Annotated in this window: 15 protein-coding genes and 1 pseudogene; 11 read left to right on the forward strand and 5 right to left on the reverse strand. The window is 60.9% G+C overall.

Annotated elements, in window-relative coordinates; translation table 11 throughout:
* Nucleotides 1-72: 72 nt before the first annotated feature.
* From folD to J2X70_RS14010, 7 genes are all read left to right on the forward strand, one after another.
* Complete coding sequence (gene folD, locus J2X70_RS13980) at nt 73-951, forward strand: bifunctional methylenetetrahydrofolate dehydrogenase/methenyltetrahydrofolate cyclohydrolase FolD (RefSeq protein WP_025874985.1); 879 nt, start codon at nt 73-75, stop codon at nt 949-951.
* A gap of 221 nt (nt 952-1,172) precedes the next feature.
* Nucleotides 1,173-2,630 (forward strand): IMP dehydrogenase, encoded by a 1,458-nt coding sequence (gene guaB / locus J2X70_RS13985; RefSeq protein ID WP_032976170.1) that lies wholly within the window; start codon nt 1,173-1,175, stop codon nt 2,628-2,630.
* Nucleotides 2,630-3,280, forward strand: a complete 651-nt coding sequence (locus tag J2X70_RS13990) for a hypothetical protein (RefSeq protein WP_025874981.1) — start codon at nt 2,630-2,632, stop codon at nt 3,278-3,280. Before guaB ends, J2X70_RS13990 begins: the two co-directional genes overlap by 1 nt.
* A complete protein-coding gene (gene guaA, locus J2X70_RS13995; RefSeq protein ID WP_046982889.1) occupies nt 3,264-4,829 on the forward strand; it encodes a glutamine-hydrolyzing GMP synthase in 1,566 nt (521 codons plus the stop codon). Before J2X70_RS13990 ends, guaA begins: the two co-directional genes overlap by 17 nt.
* A gap of 1,275 nt (nt 4,830-6,104) precedes the next feature.
* Nucleotides 6,105-7,076 carry a hypothetical protein gene (locus J2X70_RS14000; RefSeq protein ID WP_309910806.1) on the forward strand — a complete coding sequence of 324 codons (972 nt, stop codon included), beginning with the start codon at nt 6,105-6,107 and terminating at the stop codon, nt 7,074-7,076.
* A gap of 701 nt (nt 7,077-7,777) precedes the next feature.
* A complete protein-coding gene (locus J2X70_RS14005; RefSeq protein WP_309910808.1) occupies nt 7,778-9,151 on the forward strand; it encodes an RNA-directed DNA polymerase in 1,374 nt (457 codons plus the stop codon).
* A 667-nt stretch (nt 9,152-9,818) separates the two neighbouring features.
* On the forward strand, nt 9,819-11,504 hold the full coding sequence (locus J2X70_RS14010; protein ID WP_309910810.1) for a DUF262 domain-containing protein: 1,686 nt from the start codon (nt 9,819-9,821) through the stop codon (nt 11,502-11,504).
* A gap of 367 nt (nt 11,505-11,871) precedes the next feature.
* On the opposite strand, the pseudogene J2X70_RS14015 reads toward J2X70_RS14010, so the two are convergent.
* Both J2X70_RS14015 and J2X70_RS14020 read right to left on the reverse strand, forming a co-directional pair.
* Nucleotides 11,872-12,228, reverse strand: a pseudogene (locus tag J2X70_RS14015) (hypothetical protein).
* Between the two features lie 543 nt (nt 12,229-12,771).
* Nucleotides 12,772-13,695 carry a LysR family transcriptional regulator gene (locus J2X70_RS14020; protein ID WP_309910812.1) on the reverse strand — a complete coding sequence of 308 codons (924 nt, stop codon included), beginning with the start codon at nt 13,693-13,695 and terminating at the stop codon, nt 12,772-12,774.
* Between the two features lie 96 nt (nt 13,696-13,791).
* On the opposite strand from J2X70_RS14020, the gene J2X70_RS14025 reads away from it, so the two are divergent.
* The 3 genes from J2X70_RS14025 to J2X70_RS14035 all read left to right on the forward strand — a co-directional run bounded on the left by J2X70_RS14025 (nt 13,792) and on the right by J2X70_RS14035 (nt 16,032).
* Complete coding sequence (locus J2X70_RS14025) at nt 13,792-14,631, forward strand: type 1 glutamine amidotransferase domain-containing protein (protein ID WP_309910814.1); 840 nt, start codon at nt 13,792-13,794, stop codon at nt 14,629-14,631.
* A gap of 98 nt (nt 14,632-14,729) precedes the next feature.
* On the forward strand, nt 14,730-15,467 hold the full coding sequence (locus J2X70_RS14030) for a hypothetical protein (protein ID WP_309910816.1): 738 nt from the start codon (nt 14,730-14,732) through the stop codon (nt 15,465-15,467).
* Nucleotides 15,468-15,573: 106 nt separating this feature from the next.
* Nucleotides 15,574-16,032, forward strand: coding sequence for a hypothetical protein (locus J2X70_RS14035; RefSeq protein WP_309910874.1), 459 nt, complete (start codon nt 15,574-15,576; stop codon nt 16,030-16,032).
* Between the two features lie 88 nt (nt 16,033-16,120).
* Here J2X70_RS14035 and J2X70_RS14040 read toward each other — a convergent pair whose 3' ends face one another.
* Nucleotides 16,121-19,327, reverse strand: coding sequence for a zeta toxin family protein (locus tag J2X70_RS14040; protein ID WP_309910818.1), 3,207 nt, complete (start codon nt 19,325-19,327; stop codon nt 16,121-16,123).
* Between the two features lie 5 nt (nt 19,328-19,332).
* On the reverse strand, nt 19,333-19,674 hold the full coding sequence (locus J2X70_RS14045; protein WP_230112325.1) for a hypothetical protein: 342 nt from the start codon (nt 19,672-19,674) through the stop codon (nt 19,333-19,335).
* 314 nt (nt 19,675-19,988) lie between these two features.
* On the opposite strand from J2X70_RS14045, the gene J2X70_RS14050 reads away from it, so the two are divergent.
* A complete protein-coding gene (locus J2X70_RS14050) occupies nt 19,989-20,771 on the forward strand; it encodes a 3-hydroxybutyrate dehydrogenase (RefSeq protein WP_309910820.1) in 783 nt (260 codons plus the stop codon).
* A gap of 176 nt (nt 20,772-20,947) precedes the next feature.
* On the opposite strand, the gene J2X70_RS14055 is transcribed toward J2X70_RS14050, so the two are convergent.
* Nucleotides 20,948-21,487, reverse strand: a complete 540-nt coding sequence (locus tag J2X70_RS14055) for a chemotaxis protein CheW (RefSeq protein ID WP_309910822.1) — start codon at nt 21,485-21,487, stop codon at nt 20,948-20,950.
* Nucleotides 21,488-21,503 lie beyond the last annotated feature (16 nt).

The following is a 21,503-nucleotide window of genomic DNA, read 5'->3' on the forward strand; positions in this document are numbered from 1 at the left end:
CCGTCCGTGCCGGTGGGCGAGGGGGCGTGAATCGGGGACAATAGCGTCCCCGCCGCCCCACGCCCGCACCCGATGACCGACTCCGCCCCCCAGCTTCCTGCCCGCATCCTCGATGGCCGCCGTATCGCCGAGGACCTGCTCGACAGCCTGAAGGTGCGGGTCGACGCCCGTGTCGCCGCCGGTGGCAGCCGCCCGGGCCTGGCCGTGGTGCTGGTGGGGGGCGACCCGGCCTCGACCGTGTACGTGCGCAACAAGCGCCGCGCGGCCGAGAAGGTGGGCATCGAGGCCTATGACTACGACCTGCCGGCCGGCACCACCGAGGCCGAGCTGCTCGACCTGATCGACCAGCTCAACGCCGATCCGAAGATCAACGGCATCCTGATCCAGCTGCCGCTGCCGGGTATCCCGGATGCGCGCCGGCTGATCCAGCGCATCGACCCGCGCAAGGACGTGGACGGCTTCCATCCGGAAAACGTCGGCCACCTGGCCCTGCGCGAGTTCGGCCTGCGCCCGTGCACCCCGCGTGGCATCACCACGCTGCTGGGCCACACCGACCAACCGGTGCGCGGCCGCAACGCCACCATCGTCGGCGTCAGTAACCACGTCGGCCGGCCGATGGGCCTGGAGCTGCTGATTGCCGGCTGCACCGTGACCAGCTGCCACAAGTTCACCCCCAAGGACGTGCTGGAACAGGCCGTGCGCAACGCCGACATCCTGGTGGTGGCGGTCGGCCGGCCGGACATCGTGCCGGGCGAGTGGGTGAAGCCGGGCGCGGTGGTGATCGACGTGGGCATCAACCGCTTGGATGACGGCCGGTTGGTGGGCGATGTCGGGTTTGAGGCCGCAGCGCAGCGGGCGAGCTGGATCACCCCGGTGCCGGGTGGCGTAGGCCCGATGACCGTGGCCACGCTGATGCAGAACACGTTGGAAGCGGCGGAAGCTGGGGTTTGACGGTAGTGCCGGCCGCTGGCCGGCAACCCGGTATGCCATCCGAAGGTTCATGAGGTTGCCGGCCAGCGGCCGGCACTACCCGCTTCGGTAGGTGCCCTGAACAGATCCCCGCCCGCGCGACACTGTGTCGCAGGATTACCTATTTCCGGTTACCAAAATTACTGTTCTTGGTCGCCAAAACAGGGTAAAATGTCGCGCTTCCCCACATCTCGGGTATGCCGATGCTGCGCATCCAGGCTGAAGCACTCACTTACGACGACGTCTCGCTCGTCCCCGCTCATTCGACCATCCTGCCCAAGGACGTCAACCTCGAAACGCGGTTGACGCGCGACCTGAAGCTCAAGCTTCCGATCCTGTCCGCCGCCATGGATACCGTCACCGAAGCACGCCTGGCCATCGCCATGGCACAGCTGGGTGGCATGGGCATCATCCACAAGAACCTGAGCGTGGAGCAGCAGGCCGCGGAAGTGGCCAAGGTCAAGAAGTTCGAGGCCGGCGTCATCCGCGACCCGATCACCGTCGGCCCGGAAACCACCATCCGCGACGTGCTGGCCCTGACGCAGGCACACAACATCTCCGGCGTGCCGGTGGTGGGTAGCGACGGCCTGCTGGCCGGCATCGTGACCCATCGCGACATGCGCTTCGAGACCGAGCTGGACGATCCGGTCCGCCACATCATGACCAAGAAGGATCGCCTGATCACGGTCAAGGAAGGCGCCGCGTCTGATGAAGTGCTGCAGCTGCTGCACCGCAACCGCATCGAAAAGGTGCTGGTGGTCAACGATGATTTCGCCCTGCGTGGCCTGATCACCGTCAAGGACATCCAGAAGAACACCGACTTCCCGAACGCTGCCAAGGACATCGCCACCCGCCTGCTGGTCGGCGCGGCCGTCGGCGTGGGCGGCGATACCGACCGCCGCGTGGAAGCGCTGGTGGCTGCCGGCGTGGACGTGATCGTGGTCGATACCGCGCACGGCCATTCGCAGGGCGTGCTGGACCGCGTCAGCTGGGTCAAGAAGAACTTCCCGAACGTGCAGGTCATCGGCGGCAACATCTGCACCGGTGAGGCCGCGCTGGCGCTGCTGGACAGCGGCGCGGACGCAGTGAAGGTCGGCATCGGCCCGGGCTCGATCTGCACCACCCGCGTGGTGGCAGGCGTGGGCGTGCCGCAGATCACCGCGATCGACCTGGTGGCCGAAGCGCTGCAGGACCGCATCCCGCTGATCGCCGACGGTGGCATCCGCTACTCCGGCGACATCGGCAAGGCGCTGGCCGCCGGTGCCTCCACCATCATGATTGGTGGCCTGCTGGCCGGTACCGAGGAATCGCCGGGCGAAACCGAGCTGTTCCAAGGCCGTTCGTACAAGAGCTACCGCGGCATGGGCTCGCTGGCTGCGATGGAGAAGGGGTCCAAGGACCGCTACTTCCAGGACGCCGCCACCGCCGACAAGCTGGTGCCCGAAGGCATTGAAGGCCGCGTGCCGTACCGCGGCCCGGTGGGCGGCATCATCCACCAGCTGATGGGCGGCCTGCGCGCCACCATGGGCTACGTGGGTTGCGCCACCGTCGAGGACATGCGCAGCAAGCCCAAGTTCGTGAAGATCAGCGGCGCCGGCCAGCGCGAGAGCCACGTCCACGACGTGACGATCACCAAAGAGCCGCCGAACTACCGCTCCTGATGACTGCCCGCCTTGGCCTCGTGAGCTACCTCCGCACTGCCGGCCAGCGCGCCGGCCGATACCGCGGCGGGAGCCTGCTTGGCGTGGCCATGCTGGTCGCGGGGTGCTCCGGCGCTGCCGAGCACTCCTCGGCCGAGCGGGCGCCCCCTGCGAACCGGGTGTCCTGTCCGAACCTGACCTTCGACCTGCCACAGGGCTGGCGGCTTGAACCGCAGGGGGCACTGCAATGGCGCCTGGTGCCGCCGCGCGCATCCAGTTTCAACGGCTTGCTGGTTTGCTGGCAGGGTGAATACAGCCCGGAGATTCTGCCGTCACTGCGTGATGAGAGTTATCGCCGGCTGGGCTGGTCGACGCAGCTCCCGCACTTCGAGCGGAGCTTCGGTTACTGGTTCGACGAGAAGCTTGTCGACATGACCGATGCGCGGCTGATCCGCTGCGAAACCAGCAGCGCCGAGACCGAACGGCTGCAGACCTGCATGTGGGGCGATCCCTATCCACGGCGCGAGCAGCGTGCCGATGGCTTCATCGGCGTGCGATGGACCGCGCCGGATCCGGTGGCCGATGAATTGCGGCGTGAGTTGTCCGCCAGTGTGCTGAGCACCTTCTCTGTACTACCCATCCCTGAGCGCCCGAATGACCAACATCCATAACGACAAGATCCTCATCCTCGATTTCGGCGCGCAGTACACGCAGCTGATTGCCCGCCGCATCCGCGAGCTGGGCGTCTACTGCGAAATCTGGGCGTGGGACCACAACCCGGCCGAGATCGCCGGCTTCGGCGCCAAGGGCATCATCCTGTCCGGTGGCCCGGAATCGACCACGCTGCCGGGCGCGCCCGCCGCGCCGCAGGAAGTGTTCGACAGCGGCCTGCCGATCTTCGGCATCTGCTACGGCATGCAGACCCTGGCCGCGCAGCTGGGCGGTGCCACCGAAGCGGCTGACCAGCGCGAATTCGGCCACGCCGAAGTGAACGTGATCAACCCCGATGCGCTGTTCAAGGGCCTGAGCGACCACGGCGGCGAGCCGAAGTTGAATGTCTGGATGAGCCACGGCGACCACGTCTCCGTTGCGCCGCCGGGCTTCACCATCACCGCCACCACCGACCGCATTCCGGTGGCCGCCATGGCCAACGAAGAAAAGCGCTGGTACGGCGTGCAGTTCCACCCGGAAGTGACCCACACCCTGCAGGGCCAGGCGCTGCTGCGCCGCTTCGTGGTGGACGTGTGCGGCTGCCAGACCCTGTGGACCGCCGCCAACATCATCGACGACCAGATCGCCCGCGTGCGCGAACAGGTGGGCGATGACGAAGTGATCCTGGGCCTGTCCGGCGGCGTCGATTCGTCCGTGGTGGCCGCGCTGCTGCACAAGGCCATCGGCGAGAAGCTGACCTGCGTGTTCGTGGATACCGGCCTGCTGCGCTGGCAGGAAGGCGACCAGGTGATGGCGATGTTTGCCGAGCACATGGGCGTGAAGGTGGTGCGCGTGAATGCCGCCGACCGTTACTTCAGCGCGCTGGAAGGCGTTAGCGATCCGGAAGCCAAGCGCAAGATCATCGGCAACCTGTTCGTCGAGATCTTCGACGAAGAGTCGAACAAGCTGAAGAACGCCAAGTGGCTGGCGCAGGGCACCATCTACCCGGACGTGATCGAGTCGGCCGGCAGCAAGACCGGCAAGGCGCATGTGATCAAGAGCCACCACAACGTGGGTGGCCTGCCGGAGCACATGAAGCTGGGCCTGGTGGAGCCGCTGCGCGAGCTGTTCAAGGACGAAGTGCGCCGCCTGGGCGTTGAGCTGGGCCTGCCGCGCACCATGGTCTACCGCCATCCGTTCCCGGGCCCGGGCCTGGGCGTGCGTATCCTGGGCGAAGTGAAGCGTGAGTACGCTGAGCTGCTGGCCAAGGCCGATGCGATCTTCATCGACGAGCTGCGCAAGGCCGACCTGTACGACAAGACCAGCCAGGCGTTTGCCGTGTTCCTGCCGGTGAAGTCGGTGGGCGTGGTGGGTGATGCGCGGGCTTATGAGTGGGTGATTGCGCTGCGGGCCGTGGAGACGATCGACTTCATGACGGCGCACTGGGCGCATCTGCCGTATGAGTTCCTGGGGACGGTGAGCAACCGGATCATCAATGAGTTGCGGGGGGTGTCGCGGGTTGTGTATGACATCTCTGGGAAGCCGCCGGCTACTATTGAGTGGGAGTGATCCTGCTCGGTGGAGTAACAAAAGGCGCTTCGGCGCCTTTTGTTTTGGTCGGATGGCGCCTAAGTTGACGTTGGTCGAATATGGTCGGCGTATGCGCATGAAGAGCGTGCGCGCCAGAATTTCAGCTTGGCGCCACATGTCCCATGTTGATCATCGAGTATGGTCGTGTAGGAAGATCTGCCAGTCATATCAAGTGAGTTGACTGCCCTTATCGGAATGGACAATGACCGGCTGCTTGGTTTGACGCCGCTACAAGGCCATCTTTATCGTATTGAGTACCTGACCGATATCGATGCTGGTACCCATTTACCAGCCGGCCGCCTGACAAGAGAGCAGGTCGGGCACCATTTCAGGTATAGCCACTTCTCGTGAGTGCGGATGCACGCTATATCGGTTACTCAGCATTGATTAGGCTACGACACGGTGAACTGGTTGCACGTAGTTGATGCCGCGACAGCTGGTTTGCCATCCCGCATGGCAGAGTGATGGCGGAAGGGGTGTCTGTACAGCCGTCGATTCTGAGCAAGTGGACTATTCTGTGCCCGCCGCAGTTCTCGCCCAGATGGCGCATATCCAAGGTGAGCTTGCGGTAGCCGTACACGCCGCCACTTTCCAACCAAGCATGCTTGGCAGGCCCGGCAGCCATTGATCGTTCTGGGCGGGCCGATCGGCCATTTAGGCGCAGTAGCCGCTGAGGTGAGCCGTCACAATCTTGAACATGCGGTGCACGCTGTTCTCGTGTTCATGCCATTCGACAAATGCGCACTTCACCCTCACTGCATGGAAAAAACGCTACGGTCGCGGCCAGGTCGGGCCGACACATCAACCCACCTTGCAGCCGTGTGTCCAAGGGCAGGAGTATTTCAAACTAGGGGAGATGAACGTATCATCGGTCTCATGGGTGATCCAAGCATAATTTGGCGCGCGCCGCGGACCGGGCAAGATTGGAGATGTGACGCGTCGATGGCAGCAATCTCATGGTTGACTTCGCACGTGGATGCGAGTGCTTGGGAGCAGCGTCTGGAGAGTACCCGCGACCTTTTTCATAATGCACGGAATCAGTGGGCCCGAGGTGACAGAGTTCCATTGCATGACGCCAGTGACGGCATTGCTTGGTATCTTTTCCAGGGCGATGCTTACGCAAGTTCTCGCGCGTCGCGTAACCAATGGTATGAGCCCGACGGATATCGAATTGCGCCAGTTATTCGCAGAATCGGCGAGCTCTTACCTTGTCTGCAAGCAATTAAGGGGATTGAGGAGCGTGTGGCTCGGCTGATGACTGATGGCCGCAATGTCCCAGACAACGGTCTGTACGAGCTGCTTGTAGCCGGTGCCTATGCAAGCCGCGGATGGAAGGTCGCATTTGTCCCGGAGCGCCCGGGACGGGCGAAAACACAAGACCTACTTGTCGAATCAGGCCGTCGTCGTTGGGCGGCCGAATGCAAGCGTGTGACTCGTACGGGCTATGAGCAAGCCGAGTTTGAGCAGGGGCAAGGTTTGGCAGCGGCTGCTCATGATGTGTGTGCCGAAAAATCGGCTTCATTGGTAATCGAAGTAATCTTTACTAGCGAGCTGTCTCAAATTCCTGCCGATTACTTGGCGGAAAAGGTCGAAAGAGCAATACGCACTAAGAAGGTCGTGCGCTGGCGTGATTCTTTTGGCCGTGGTCAAATTCGTTCCGTGCTATGGGGGGCTATGCAGACAGTTCTGTCGTGCGATGATGTATTTTTTGGTTCAACTCGTATGGTGGAATTGTTGGCTGGGGCTTATGCCCCTAATTTCGATCACAGCATTCGCGGAGACTGGGTGGCCGCTCGCTCTCTTCCTTTTCATGCCACTTCGGTTTCTAGGATTTCATTAGTCAGTTGGCGTAGCGTTTCAGTGGAGGCAATGAAGCGTAAAGCTACTCATTTTCGTTCCCTTGTTGCTCGGGCTGAGCGACAACTTCAACCAGATTTGCCCGGCTGCGTTCATGTGGGCTACGAAGCAATCGGCGGAAACTCCGTCGACGCAGCAAGGCACATCTTTAATTCGATGGAGATGAGCCAATTTGAACCTAGCGCTCGTCTACGATGGGTATATGGGAATTTCATGATGCCGGAGCACGTTACCAAACAAATGGAGTCTCTTGCGCTCCAAGAGACGACTGCGACTTACATGATCGGAAAGGGTAGGACTGCGGAGCCGCTTCCTAATCACCTTCTGTTCCTAGATGGAAATGGTCGCGACGGTTCTCATTGGCTTTAGTAGTTGAATTTCAGTGGGGATGAGTGAAGGAACGAGGGCGCCGGGAGGCGCCTTTGTTGTTTGTGCAGCTCCTTATTCATCAAGCGCACTAGGGGCAATGGTGTACCTGCTTTCCTGAAAAGGTCCACTCCTGCGACGTGGACTTGGAATGCGTAGCCCAATGATGCATAGACTATGTGCCGCTCCATTAGCTTGCCCGCCTCAGGGTGGGGGGGGCATTAGCCGCTCTTTAGGGCAGCAGCGCCCCCGTTCGTCGATGCAGTAGTGACATTTGGCGGCATTTAAGAGTACAAGATTTGACCGAACTCGGATTGAACGTCATGGACAGGACTCGTCGACTACTGGAACTAGGCCACTTCCCATCGCAGCTGCCTCCAGGATTCCACACTAGTGACTTTTCGGAGCATTACGAAAACTTCTTGACTGGATGGAGCGGATTGAAGGACCCAAACATCCAGGGGAAGCAGAGTATCCAAAACCCAAAGAAGGCTCCGACCTCCAAGATTGAGACCTTCAGCGTTGCCCGTGCCGGACATCGCAGAAGGGTGACGGGCATCACCAACCCGGTGGCCCAACTTTATCTGTCCGAGTACATATCACAGCACTGGGGAAGTCTCCTTAAGCACTACAGAAAGAGCAAGTTGAGCGTTAGCCGCCCCCGCATAAGGCACAGCTCTCCTCGAGGCGCAACGCTACCGAGCATGAAACTGCACTCGGAGACGCTCCTTCATCGGTCGGCCGGCTACAAGTACGTACTAAGGACGGATATCTCCCGGTTTTTTCCTACTATCTACACCCATTCAATCCCGTGGGCGCTGCACTCCAAGTTAGTCTCAAAGACTGACAGGAATCGTGTCCGTCTGTACGGGAATCTTCTCGATGAGACATGCCGGCAGCTGCAGGACGGTCAGACGATCGGCCTTCCCATAGGGCCCGATACCTCCCACATCATCGCCGAAGCAATCGCGTCTGCGGTTGATGTTCAACTTTTCGATCAATTCGCAAGATTGAGCGGATTTCGTTTCGTCGATGACTACTACTTGTTCTTTCACACGCGTCAGGAAGCCGAATCCTGCCTGGCCTCGCTGGTTCAGACGCTCAGTCAGTATGAGCTTCAGATCAACTTCGAGAAAACAAGGATCTGTGAGACGGTTGAGATTTCCGATGACTTATGGAGCCATCAGCTCAGAGCATTTCCCATTTCCAATCGAGGAAAGGCTCAGGCGCGAGACCTTCATCACTTGTTCGAACTTGCGAAACGCTTGGCCCGTGAGAACACAGACGAGAGTGTCATGCTTTACGCTCTAAAGCGGGCGTCTTCGATCGTCATCAAGCCGGAAAATTGGGCCACGTTTGTAGCGCATCTCTGCCATGTGGCAATTGCCTATCCAAATACTCTCCAGCAGATTGAGAACATTGTTTCGACCTATGTTGGCATCGGGTATCCGGTCAAGAAGGAGCCGCTGGAGAGGCTAGCCAACTCGATCATTAAGGAGCATGCACCGCTTAGCCACCACAGTGAAGTCGCGTGGTGCTTATGGATGTGCAAGACGAATGAGTTGAAGCTCAATTATGAGAACGTCGCTCCTGTTACAAAGATGAAGAGCTCGGTTTGTAGTCTCATCCTGCTGGACATGGAGGCGAGTGGGTTGCTGCCCTGCGGCATCGATTACGCTGTGTGGGATTCGTTGCGAGATCGTTCGAGCCTGTGGGGTGAGCAATGGTTGCTTTGCTACGAAGCCGGTGTTCGTGACTGGGCCAACTTTACACATGAGACGGTGGCGGCAGATCACCATTTCAAATTGCTAGCGGACGTTGCAGTGCGTTTTTACAATTCAGCCGCTTCGAGCACCCCAATGTTCACCTTCAACCTCGATGCAATTCTCCAAGCAAAAGGGGACATTCCAGAGAACCTGCTTACGTTGTTAGAGGAGGATGACGCGGAGGAGTATGTCACCTTTGAACAAGATCATGGTGGCTACCAGAGCACGGCATTCTTGGATTTCGCCAGTCTTCTTGAAGCATTGGTGGATGAGTCGCGTCCCAATGAGAATGCGGGCGATGACGAGGATTAGGTGATCTACAGCCGCCTATGTGGATTGCCTTGAACCTCCTAAGGCGATCAGTAGGTGCCCTTGACTTCACTCTTTGCTGTAAGCAGAGGTGTTGTCCGGAGAGTGCAGGGTTGGCCTTCTGGTGCATCTCTATACCGTCACTAGAATCTCTCTGGCGTCTAGCTCTTTAGATGACGAGGACGCCCGTGGCCTCAATCTTACAGACCTCTCTGAGCACGCTGGCAAGTGCTGTGTTCTCCCTCTGCTTGGTGGCGAGCCGATTTTGGAGGGGATTCGGGGGCTGCCCCGTCGTTGGTGCAGCAGTCTTGCGCACGCAACGGCGAACGGGTTCATGGCATCGGCGAACGGGACGGCACTGATCTAGGCGCGCCCTAGCGCTATGGACCTGAGTTGGACCGTCCCCTTTACCCCCGAGACTAAGAGGTCGAAGTGACGGGAACCGATATCGCCGTGTTGGCCAGGTAAGTCCTGCTTACAAGTCGCGCAACGTTGAGGGTTGCAGTGAAGCGGCGTTGATTGCAACTAACATTGACGGATAGCAGGTCAGAAGCTGGTGTCTGCTTTTCGCCGCTAGAGGACCTGCCGGCACTCGACGTCGCGATCAGAAATTCGGACTTCGTTGAACTATAATGACGGAGCGCCCCACCCTTGTTTAGCGGAGAGAGAGATGAAGATTCAGTGTATTGAAAAAGATATACGTCAAGTCCTAGAGACTGGCACGTATCTCATTCCACGTTTTCAGCGGCCCTTTTCTTGGGATGAGGATAACGTTGAAGAATTCTGGGTTGATAGCACATCGGATCTAAAAAAGGACTACTTCATTGGGTCCTTTGTCTCTTACAACATTTCAAGCTCTTCCTTTGGTCTTGTGGATGGTCAACAGCGCATCACCACCATCACGATTGCTCTGTGTGCTATTCGCGACAGGTTCAGTGACTTGGGCTTTGCGGCCCCTGCTAAAGGGGTGCACCGTTTAATTGAAACGCGGGATCTAAACGATCAAGCACAATTCGTTCTTAAAACAGAGACTTCATACCCCTACCTGCAAGCGAAAATCCAGAGCGTTGAGAAAGAGAAGACAGAGATTGATGTTGGTGAGGAAGAGAAGGCGATCAGTGCTGCCTACAAAATCATTAACACCCTCATTGATCAGGGCGTGAAGGAGGCGGCCTCTAAGGTGGTCCCTTCAAAGGCAAACCATGCTAGAAAAAAATGGTTGGAGCGTGTGCGGGATAAGATCTTGGGTCTCAAGGTGATTTCGATCACGCTGGACAACCAAGATGACGCGTATCTCATTTTTGAGACGCTCAACACACGGGGCAAGGACCTCACTGCCGCAGATCTTGCGAAGAACCATCTGCTGCGGCTGCTTCCTTCCACGGGTAAGGCAATTGACCGGCCCAAGGACCATTGGACGGAAATGCAGAGCACTCTGGAGCAAGCCACTAGGCCGATTCAAATGGCGACGTTCCTTCATCACTACTGGCTTTCAAAGCATCCCTTCACGACAGAGAAGGAGCTTTTCAAAGCCATTAAGAAGGAGGTGTCCGCCGCCAATGTGCGTGCATTCCTCGATGAGCTCAGGACCGATAGTGATCTATACCGCGGAATTATGGAGCCCGAGCGGCTCTCCCTGTGGAACAAAGGAAATCGGGATGTTGAAGACTCGCTTCGGTGCGTCTCGAATGTTCTGAACATCCAGATCGCAAATCCATTGCTCTTGACAGTGCTGCGTATGTTCGGTTCCAAGAAGCTCAAAGATGGTCAAGTACGAGAAATCTTCTGGCTCGTAGAGCGCTATCACTATCTGTACACAACGATCAGTAATCTGCCGTCATCTGGCGGTGTGAGCAAGATGTACGCGGCTCATGCGCGGGCGCTTGCCTCTGCTCCCGATGCGAATTCACGTGGTCTGTGTATCAACGAGTTCAAGAATAAAATTAAAGGCAAGGTGCCTGCTCGAGATACGTTCATAACTCGGTTCAAGGCATTAAATTACTTGACGCCAAGGCACAAGGAGATCATCGGCTACACGTTGTGGAAGATCTACAAGCACCAAAACCCAGCAGTCGATGTTGACCGCGCAGGACAGTCGCTCGAACACCTTCTTTCACAGAACACTGGTGTCCCTTCATTGCACAGCATCGGCAATCTTTTGGGCGTGCCCGTGAAGTACAATGGAGAGGTTTTGGCGGCCAACAATTTCGCGGAAAAGAAGGCTCTGTTAAAAAATCATGGCTATATCTTGGATTCTCAGATCGATGCAGCAACAACTTGGGGAACAGCAGAGATAGAGCGTCGAACTACGGAATTGGCAGAGCTCGCGTATGACAAGGTTTGGGCCATCAGATAGCCCTCCTTGGAGCAGGCTCCCATCGAAGCCAAATAAACGCACTTGCGCTCATGTTCAATTGCAAGTGCGTATGGCTTGCTCCTGGGCGGTCTTGATTACCGTACGGCTACTTCCACAGATCGCGTAGGAGGCCGACTGTCTCACTCGAACATTCGTCCAGTACCGGCTGCCAAAAGCAATTGCTCAACTTGCTGGTGTTTCCAGCATCAAGCCAGCAGACAGGTTTCAAGTGGTTCGGTTCGCCTTTGGTCTTCCAATCCTTGGGCGTCCGCTACCAGCCGTCGGCTAGGCGGATATTGTGAACGGCTCCTCATGGCCGGAAGCGGATGTTGGGTTCGTCAGCAGGCGTCTACGTGGCCAAGAGAAATCACTCCGGCCTCACCTCCCGAGAAGCCCACTCAGCCAGCCCCCGGCAAGCCAGAAACAGCCCATCAACAGTTCCCTCATCCAGATGCCGTTCCGGCTCCGCTGCCACCCGGCAGCGGTCCGCCGCGTGTAGCACCTCCAGCACCGTCAGCAGCCCCACCAAAGCGCGCTCGGTCCTCGCCAGGCTCACACGGCGGCCGGGTGACACATCGTTCTCCGGCTAGGGCAGCCCATCAGCCCCCTCGCAGCCGCGCATGCGCTTGAGGATGCCGAGCAGGGAGTTCAGGTCGGGCAGTGGGGTGTCGTCGTTGATGGGCTCAACAGCGGCGTACGAGGAGAAGGTCTCGGATTCGCTCATGGCGTCGGTTTCCTTGGCTGTGCTTAACAGCGCCACCGCGTAGGCGGGGTGGCGGACGATGCGTGGCTGCAAACCGGACGTTAGTTGTCAGTACCCGGCGGGCCCGAAGACCCCCACGCACCGCCCGCCATAAAGGCCGACGGATTACCCGCCGGCACCGGTTAAGGGCGGTGCCGACGGGTAAGCGTAAACAACTAACAATTCGGGTTTGCAGACCCGGCCACCCGTTGTCGGTGGCGCGCCATGGTGTTTACGCGGTCGCTTCGAATGCAAATTGAAATTCGCGAAGAAATCGCGGAATCCGAGAGCGAGGAACTATTGTTGCACGCGCCATTCGTGCAGCACGCGACGCCACGAGACGCATTCGCGCAGCCGCTATGTTGATTGCGAATCAACGTGGCGCAATCGCCCATGCCGCAAGCGAATAGCGCGATGGCCTTCTTTACAACAGTTCTTAGTCAGCATCGGCAGACAACGGCACCCGATCAGCCGTACACCCCGAAAAGCGGTTCAAACACGACATCGCCAAGGAGCGTCGCAGCCTCAACCAGCACCATCCTCAACCACCGCCGCATTCCCCACCAACAGCTCAATCATCGCCCGCGCCGCCGCCGACTGCCGCCGATGCGGCGCATAGATCACCGAGAACGGGCGCGATCTCCCGCGCAGCTGCGGCAGCACTTCCACCAGCTGCCCGCGCTGCAACCGCTCGCGCACGATGAACTCATAGCTTTGGCAGATGCCGATGCCCTGTTCGGCCAACGACACCACGCCCAGCACATCGTCGGAGGTCTCGATGGACGAACGCGGCAGCCAGTCCACGTCGCGCGCGCCGTCGCGGAAGATCCAAGGCGCCAGCCGCCCGGTGCGTGGCATCACGAAGGGCAGGCACAGGTGCTGCTGCAGGTCGTCCAGCGCCTGCGGCGTGCCGCAGCGCTGGAGGTAGTCCGGCGCGGCCACCAGCAGCAGCGGGGCGTCTTCCAGTTTGCGCGCCACCAGCCCGCTGTCCGGCAGCTGGCCTAGGCGGATGGCCAGGTCGAAGCCTTCGGCCACCAGGTCCACGTTGCGGTTGGTGATGTTCAGTTCCACCTGCACCTGCGGGTACTGCTGCGCAAAGCGCGCCAGCACGGGCGGCAGCCGGTAGTGGCCATAGGTGGTGGGGACGCTCAGGCGCACGCGGCCGGCCAGCGCGCCGTCCTGGGCCAGTACGTCGCGCTCGGCGTCGTCCAGCAGGCCGAAGGCAGTGCGCACCTGTTCCCGGTAGAGCCGCCCGGCGTCGGTCAGGCCCACGCGGCGGGTGGTCCGCTGCAGCAGCTGCCGGCCCAGCCGCGCTTCCAGGCGGGTGACCGCGCGGCTCAGCACCGAGGGAGTGGTGGACAGCGCCACCGCGCCGGCCGTGAACGAGCCGTGCTCGACCACCGCCAGGAACACCTCCACGTCGCCCAGGTAGTCGAACTTGCGGCTCATTTGGCTCTCCGGAGAACAGATGTTTTGCGATGGGGCCAATTTATCGCCGCTGGGGCGATGAATAAAGTGGCCGCCATTCCCTAATAGGAGCTCCCCATGAACCTGATGACCCGGCTGGCCGCAGCGCTGGCCCTGACCCTGGCCGCCAGCGGCGCGCATGCCGCCAACGTGCTGGTGGTGCTGTCCGACGAAAACCACCTGGACTTGAAGGACGGCAAGGTGCTGTCCACCGGTTTTTATCTCAACGAGCTGATGCAGCCGGTCAAGCTGCTGCTGGACGCGGGCCACGAGGTGACCTTCGCCACACCGCAGGGGCGGGCGCCGACGGTGGATGCGTCCTCGGTGACGCCGGCGTACTTCGGCAACGACGCCGCGCAGCTGACGCTGCACAAGGACCTGCTGGAGAAGCTGGCGCTGACCTCGCCGACCGCCTCGCCGGTGGTCAGCCTGGCGCGCGTGGAGCAGCAGGGTTACGCGCGTTTCGATGCGGTCTACATTCCCGGTGGCCACGCGCCGATGCAGGACCTGCTGAAGAGCCCGGCGCTGGGCCGGCTGCTGGCCGACTTCCACCAGCGCAACAAGACCACCGCGCTGGTCTGCCATGGGCCGATCGCGCTGCTGTCCACGCTGCCGGATGCAGATGGTTTCGTGGCGAAGCTGGAAGCCGGTGCGTTGCCGGCCACGCCGAAGTGGATCTACAGCGGCTACCAGATGACGGTGATCAGCAACCAGGAAGAAGAGCAGGCCAAGCCGCTGCTGGGCGGCGGTGAGATGAAGTTCTACCCGCAGACCGCGTTGGTGCGGGCGGGGGCGAGGTTCAGCAGCAATGCCACGCCGTGGACGGGGCATGTAGTGGTGGATCGTGAGCTGATTACCGGGCAGAACCCGGCTTCGGCGCTGGAGGTGGGGCAGCGGTTGGTTGAGCGGTTGAAGTAAGGCGGGATCTGCATCGCATGCGGCGCCGTGGCACCATGTTGGATCGGCCTCGTTCTTATCGGCGAGGTCGGTTACCCAGGGAAGCCAGCCACTACGACATGCGAACGTCCGTCCTCTTCATTCTCTCCGCCTTGTGTCTGACCCTGTTGTCTGGCTGCGCCAGCGGGCCTGAGTATCACCATTACAGTCGCGAGATCACCGGCGCGTTCGTGGCCGACGACGGCAAGCTGTACTTGCTGCCGGTCTATGACGAGCCGATGCGCTTTGATGCGGCGCCGTTCCGTGATTACCGCGCGCTGATGGACAGCCCGCTGCGCGAGGCCGTGGTCTGCGCGCAGCTGTACATCCGTGAAGACTGGCGCGTTCCGGCTGGCCGCACCAAGGTGCATGGCAGCTACGCGCTGCTGCTGCGGCCCGAGCAGGTGACGCCGGAGCAAGCTGCCCAGTTCAAGCTGGAGCGGTTGGAGATCAGCCCGCGGGTGGCCAAGGCCATTGACGAGTTGACGCGCCGGCCGTACATCCTTGAAGCGCGGAGCCGTTACGAACTGGCGGCCAACCCGGACTGCAATCTTTCCAGGAAGGGCGGCAGCTATTACAGCGCGCTGTTCGAGGGCGATGGCGAGCGGGTGCAATTGCCGGACGCTGCTGCGCTGGCCGCGAAGGCGAAGTTGCCGCAGTCGATTACCGCGCGGGCTGAGCGGATCCAGCCGGAGGCGGCGGATAAGCCAGGGGCGGGTACGGCGGCCGGGAAGGTGCTGGGTGCGGCGCTGATACCTGTGGCGGTTCCGGTGTTTGTGCTGAGCCTGCCGTTTCTGGGGCCGGATCATTGGAAGTGATGGGGCGTTGAAGCCAGGGCATCCACGCGTGGGGTGGATCTACTTGGACATCGCCAATGCCTGAACGTTCACCCTGGAGATCTGTGTGCCAAGCACATTGGAAACTGTGTTGAAGACCGTAGGCTTGATTGTCCTTGCGGCGCTTCCGTTGTTGACCATCTGGTTCATTCAGCGGCGAAGGACACTGAGAGCCCGTTCCGCGTTGGAATCTGGGCTGCGCTTGAACCCGCCTCGGCGGATTTCCGGTACGTCCATGACCTTGGTGATGGTTAATGGGAAAGAGGATCGAGAGCACTACTTCTTTGATACAGATACCTTCTATCTGCATCGGGGCCCAATGCCCACGGCGGTTCCGCTCACGCAGATCACCTCCGTCACCCGAACCTCCGATGTCATCTACGAGCGTTATGTCTGGCAGGTGTGCTTCAGCAAAGCAGCGGGCAGAAGGTGCGTAACGTTCACCAACAACCTGACGCTGTTCAACCGCGACTTCCTGCTCTTCCTGGAGGCGGTGCGGAAAGCCAATCCGCTAGCGACGGTCGATCGAGCGGGCCTGCGCTTCTAATCGCGCGGCGACATCAGCGGCGCCGATTGGTAAACAGAGGGACTAGGTGGATGGTTGTCGTAGATGATTTCGCACGTGTCTCACCCACTCAGCCCATGCTGGCGGCGCGGATCTGGATATCCTGCTGCACGCGCTGATCTTCCAGCTGCTGCTCAAGTTGGTTGGCAATGGCGCGCTGCTGCGCCTCGCGGCTGACCGCGTCGAACTGCTGCATTGATTCTTCAACCGAGGTCTGTGCGGCCAGCTCGGTGGGCATTGCGGCGCGCTGGTGTGCGGGGTCGCTGGGCTCGCCCTGGACCACAAACAGGGTGTGACCGGTGGGCTTGTCTGCTGTGGCGTTGCTCAGCAGCACGTGGTCGACACGGTCCAGGTCGTTGTCTTTGGCCAGCACCAGCAGGCTGGCGGTCATGCGCTCGCTGGCTTCGTCGAAGGTGCGGCCGTGCTTGGCGTCCAACCTTGCCACGCCTTCTCGTACCTGTTGGTAGAGGGCGTGATCGGGATGCTCGGGCTGGGTCGGCAGCAGGGGAGCGGGCGGTGCTTCAGGCTGTTGAAAGGCCATTGCGCTGGACGGCGGGGTGGGCTGCACGTCCATTGGCAATGGCGTGTAAGGACGCTCGTGCTCCGAGACCTTGGGCGCGGCGTCTGTTGCCGGCGGGGGCGCAGCCGGCTCGACTGCGGCGCGGTTAGCTGGAATTTCTGACTCGGGCTGGATCGGCGCCGGCTTTGCGTCGTTTTCGTGGAGGCGAGCAGTCACTGGCGCGGCGTCGGCCACTTCGCTCTGGTTCGCTGGGGCCAGGGAGTGGGCGTGAGTCGCAACTGGATCCTGCGCGGGAGCGTGGCGCTCAACACCGGAAGCAGGCAGCGCACTCGCCTCGGGCTGGGCGCGAGATTGCTCAGCCGCGGGAATGGAGGGTGATGGCGCGGGCGCAGACGGCGTCTGCTGCGCAGGAGAGTCTGCATCCGTGCGCACTTTCTGCTCGCTCGAATCTTCCTGCGTTGGGGGCGCTTTAGCTGCAGTTGGCTCGGGTCGTGGCCCTTCCGGGCGCGCCGGTTCCTGTGCCGGCTCGGCAAGAACCGACGGCGTCGGTGCTGCAGGCGCGGGAGTGCGGTGCTCCTGCACCAGGGGTGGTGCGCTGGGCGCCGGCGCAGCTCGCTCCTCGGCGTGCGCATCGACTACTGCCTGCGGCCTCAGGCGCTCATCGGCGTGTTCGCCGCGCACCTTGGCTACGGCTGCGGCGGCCAGTTGCTGCGCCTGGGGAGCCGCGACGCCCAGCCGGTTCGCTTCCTGCGTGGCCTGATCGTAGGCATCGCGCTCGTTTGCGGTCAGGGCTTCAATACGTCGCTCATGGGAGCCGGGTGTGGGAGCCTCCTGCTGCTGGATCGCCCGGATCTGCGGGTAGGTGCCATTCAACTCGTCGCGGATGTTGCCCTCGGCCAGCGAATCGTAGATCCAACCGTCATGCAGCCATTCGCCATCGTGCTGGCGCTGATAGGTGCGCCCATCGGATGCCAGAACGTGATCTGGATGGTTCCGGGCGAAGACCACCTCCTCCGGAATCTCGCCGTACTGGGACCAGCCTTGCGTGGTGTATACCTGCTCGTACTGCTTGGCGAAGGCGGCTGAACTCCGGGCGGCGTTGAAGGCCATGATGCCTTGAGCGGTCTCATCGAGATGGGCCGCCTTGGCGGCATCGGCTACTTCCACCGTCGTGTTCTTGATGCCGTGCTCAAGGACTTGATGGACGACCTCACGTCGCCATTCGCCGGTTTCCGGACTGCGCTCCCAGGAGCGCGGCAGTGCGCTGGGTGTGTCGGTGGCGTCGCCGGCAATGCTGAAAGGATTTATCGGTTGATCAGGCTCCCGCATCCGCAGGCCAACGGCCAAGCTTGAGGCTTGGTAGTTCAGTTGCTGGGTCAATTCGGCATCGGCCGTCAGCAGCGTAGCCGGGCCGTAGATCGGGCGATCGGCCAAGGTGCCGACGGTGCCTATGATTTCCCGCTCGCTGTGCGTCCAGCCCTTCTCAGGATGCGCGGGATCAAACGTCCAGACTCTGCCGGAGCCGTCGCCCTGATTGTTGATCTTGTACTTCTCGACCCATTCGACAACTTCGCTGGCACCCCACGCACCCAGTCCGGCACCGATAATGCCGGTGACAATCGCGCCGGGGCCGGACTCGATGCCCAGCAGCGTGCCCGCCTTGGCGCCCAGCGCTGCCCCGGTCCAGCCGCCGACACTGCGCGCACCGAAGTCCAATATCGCAGCTTCCGCTCCTGTGCGGTTGTCGCGCGCGTACAGGTCGGCAATCTTTGTCCCTTCCGTGGCTGCTTCAACAACAGTTGCTGCGGCACCGCCGATGACGGCGCCCCGCACCATGTTTGGACGGACGCGGATGGTGTGGTCAATGGTTTGCGCTTGGCGGATGTTGGACGCATTGGCTTCAACAACCTTGAGTGCCGTGCGCTCATCGAAAACGGCTGCCGCTGTTGGCGGACTGACCTTGTCGTTGTGGGGCAGGGTGTTCGCAAGTTCGGCGTGCCAGCGCCCTTGTGCTCGCCAGCCATCGCGCAATGATTGGGTGATTCGAGGTTCTTTCAGTCGAGCTTCGCGTTCGGCTTCCAGTGCTGCGCCCGGTAGGCGGGTGTCGCTATGGCTGTCGTAGACCTGCGCGCCTTCGCGTCCGTAGAGCCGAATCTGGATGCCGGTCTCGGCCTGGACCTTGTCCAGATTGCCGGGCAAGGCTTCGTAGACGTGTTTGCGCACGTCTTCGGGGACGTAGCGGCCGAAGCCAGTGCGATCCATGGATTTGGTAAAGCGACCTTCGACGCCCAGCTCGCTTTCCAGTCGGTGTGCGACGACGCCTCGAATCTCAACATCGTAGCCCTTGGCCTGAAGGTCCTTTATCAGTTTGATTGCGCTATCACCGTTGCCCAGTGTGGTATCGAGGATGAGATTCCTACGACCCTCAACTGCCGCGGAGCGCAATTCTTTGGCCCATTGGCTGGCGTCCTCGTGGGTATGACCGGCCCAGGTGTATGGGTGCCGCTCATACAGTCGCTCTACGCCTGGATATGCATCGCGTAGTTCGTCGGGATCCACGACAACTACATTTCCGCCAAGTTCCGCTTTGCCGAAGTCCTTAAGTGTGCTTTTTCCTGAGCCAGGCTGTCCTGCGAGGAGGATGGCCCTCGGTGTTGTCTGTGAGGTGTGGTGACTCAAGCCACTCTCCGGAATGATCTTTTCCCGAAGAGCCGATTGGTGCACATCTGCTGGCAATTGACCATCCATGGAGGCCATCAGCGTTACCTCATACTGGCTTCAAAGTAGGCGCGCAGCTCACTGAGATTCGCTAGGCCAATGTTGCTGGACCTGGCAAATGACATCAGTCGTTCCTTTTCTTTGGCTCGTTCGATGGCTTGCGGATCGCCTGATGCCACAGCGGCATCAATTTCAGCGCGCGCTTCACTCTTGAATGCACTAAGACAGTCCTCCAACAGCCAGACTGCGGCCTCAAAGGGGGGGGCGTAACTCTGCCGCCCGTCGCTCACTGAAATGAGAGCCCTCTGCAGTTGTTCGATGTGATCCGGATAGTCCTTGAGCAACTCAAGGAGCTTTGCCGGTACCGGGGGAGGGGAATGAGGCATGGGTTTCACCTGGTCAGCGGTTTGACACGTTTTCATGAGTATCTGCACTTGCAGGTATGAGTTCAACGCCACCCAGGTCCTGCTGGGCATCAGAGGAGTGGTCAGATCTCTCCGGGGTTGACTTGAAAGTACTCGTAAAGCTCATGGAGGCCCTTGACTCTCTGGGTCCAATGTCATTTGCGACAGTGGTTGGGCGGGTTGCCTGACGCCTTGATCGAGGAGCGTCTTCGTTGGGGCAGGAGGGGCAGAGCATCCACGCGTGGCGTGGATCTACGAAGGTAAACTGGCTGCCTATGCCCGAAGGAAGCTCGCCCATGTTCAATGGAAAGGTTGCGGTAGTTACCGGCTCCACCAGCGGTATCGGTCTTGGCATTGCCACTGCGCTGGCGCGGCAAGGCGCCGACATCGTGCTGAATGGCTTCGGCGATGCGCAGGAAGTCGAACGCATCCGTTCCAACCTGGAAACTGAGTTCGGCGTGCGGGTGGCGCACGATGGCGCCGACCTGTCTCGCGGCGACGCCGTTGGGGACATGATCGACCACGCCGTGGCGAAGATGGGGCGTATCGACATCCTGGTGAACAATGCGGGCATCCAGCACACCGCGTCGATCGAGGAGTTTCCCGTAGCGAAGTGGGATGCAATCCTCGCACTGAATCTCTCGGCGGTCTTCCACTCAACGGCGGCGGCCTTGCCTTACATGAAGGGGCAGGGAGCCGGTCGCATCATCAACATTGCATCGGTGCATGGGCTGGTTGGGTCGGTGAACAAGTCGGCCTATGTGGCGGCGAAGCACGGCGTGGTGGGGTTCACCAAGGTAACGGCGTTGGAGAACGCGGGTACCGGCATCACCGCCAACGCGATCTGCCCGGGGTGGGTGCGAACGGCGCTGGTCGAGCAGCAGATCACCGCTTTGGCGGAGCGGGAGGGAACGGATCAGGAGGCCGCCGCTCGCGCGCTGCTGGCCGAGAAACAGCCCTCGTTGCAGTTCGTGACGCCTGAGCAGCTGGGGGAAATGGTGGTGTTCCTGGCCTCGGATGCTGCGGCTCAGATCACGGGCACGGCGCTGCCGGTGGATGGGGGCTGGACGGCGCGCTAGCTGGCCGGCTGCCCGCCGGGCATGGCCCGGCGCTACCGGGAGATCGGTGCGGGGTCCGGTGTTATCGGGAGGTCGGTGTGGATCCGGTGTTATCGGGAGATTGGTGTGGGTCCGGTGTTACCGGGAGATCGGTGTGGGGTCCGGTGTTATCGGGAGGTTGGCGCGGTGGTTCGGCGTTATCGAAGCCGGCTGGGATCGATCAGGGGAATCTCGCCCAGCGCATCCAGCGTGACGTGATTGCTGCAGAACCCGAACGGGCTATCCGCGGCGGGCCGCACGTTGTGGCGTGGCACGCTTTCGATGTCCCGTACCTCGTCTACGGCCAAGGCAGAGGTCTCCGTGCCGGCCTGCATCAGCAGCATGGCCGGGCAGCCATGAGCGAACCCGCTCAAGCCGCTGGCCTGGCGCAGGTCGACCACCGGCAGTGCGTGGCCGCGCACGGTGAGGTGCGGGCGCGCGCCACTGCCGGGGCGATCAAAGGTTTCCGGGCCGCGGATTTCAATTGCGACTTCGACATCGATGGCAAACAGGTGGGTACCGGCCCGCACAACAACAACTTCAATGAAGGCCGGCGACGACGGGGCCGGTTCACCGGCCGAAGGGGAAGAGGGCTGCAAGAGGAACCTGTGGAAGGGTATTGAAACTGCAACGCAATGATGCCGTGTTGACGTGACGTAACGCGTACTTTGCGGACGAGCGGCCAGCACGCGTTGCATGCGTCGTTCAGCGGGA

The organism is Stenotrophomonas sp. 1337, assembly GCF_031455455.1.
Classification (GTDB): domain Bacteria; phylum Pseudomonadota; class Gammaproteobacteria; order Xanthomonadales; family Xanthomonadaceae; genus Stenotrophomonas; species Stenotrophomonas indicatrix.

Coding starts and splice junctions, on each gene's coding strand:
- folD (WP_025874985.1), top strand. CDS start 73: ATGACCGACTCCGCCCCCCAGCTTCCTGCCCGCATCCTCGATGGCCGC.
- guaB (WP_032976170.1), top strand. CDS start 1,173: ATGCTGCGCATCCAGGCTGAAGCACTCACTTACGACGACGTCTCGCTC.
- J2X70_RS13990 (WP_025874981.1), top strand. CDS start 2,630: ATGACTGCCCGCCTTGGCCTCGTGAGCTACCTCCGCACTGCCGGCCAG.
- guaA (WP_046982889.1), top strand. CDS start 3,264: ATGACCAACATCCATAACGACAAGATCCTCATCCTCGATTTCGGCGCG.
- J2X70_RS14000 (WP_309910806.1), top strand. CDS start 6,105: ATGACTGATGGCCGCAATGTCCCAGACAACGGTCTGTACGAGCTGCTT.
- J2X70_RS14005 (WP_309910808.1), top strand. CDS start 7,778: ATGAAACTGCACTCGGAGACGCTCCTTCATCGGTCGGCCGGCTACAAG.
- J2X70_RS14010 (WP_309910810.1), top strand. CDS start 9,819: ATGAAGATTCAGTGTATTGAAAAAGATATACGTCAAGTCCTAGAGACT.
- J2X70_RS14020 (WP_309910812.1), bottom strand. CDS start 13,695: ATGAGCCGCAAGTTCGACTACCTGGGCGACGTGGAGGTGTTCCTGGCG.
- J2X70_RS14025 (WP_309910814.1), top strand. CDS start 13,792: ATGAACCTGATGACCCGGCTGGCCGCAGCGCTGGCCCTGACCCTGGCC.
- J2X70_RS14030 (WP_309910816.1), top strand. CDS start 14,730: ATGCGAACGTCCGTCCTCTTCATTCTCTCCGCCTTGTGTCTGACCCTG.
- J2X70_RS14040 (WP_309910818.1), bottom strand. CDS start 19,327: ATGGCCTCCATGGATGGTCAATTGCCAGCAGATGTGCACCAATCGGCT.
- J2X70_RS14045 (WP_230112325.1), bottom strand. CDS start 19,674: ATGCCTCATTCCCCTCCCCCGGTACCGGCAAAGCTCCTTGAGTTGCTC.
- J2X70_RS14050 (WP_309910820.1), top strand. CDS start 19,989: ATGTTCAATGGAAAGGTTGCGGTAGTTACCGGCTCCACCAGCGGTATC.
- J2X70_RS14055 (WP_309910822.1), bottom strand. CDS start 21,487: ATGCAACGCGTGCTGGCCGCTCGTCCGCAAAGTACGCGTTACGTCACG.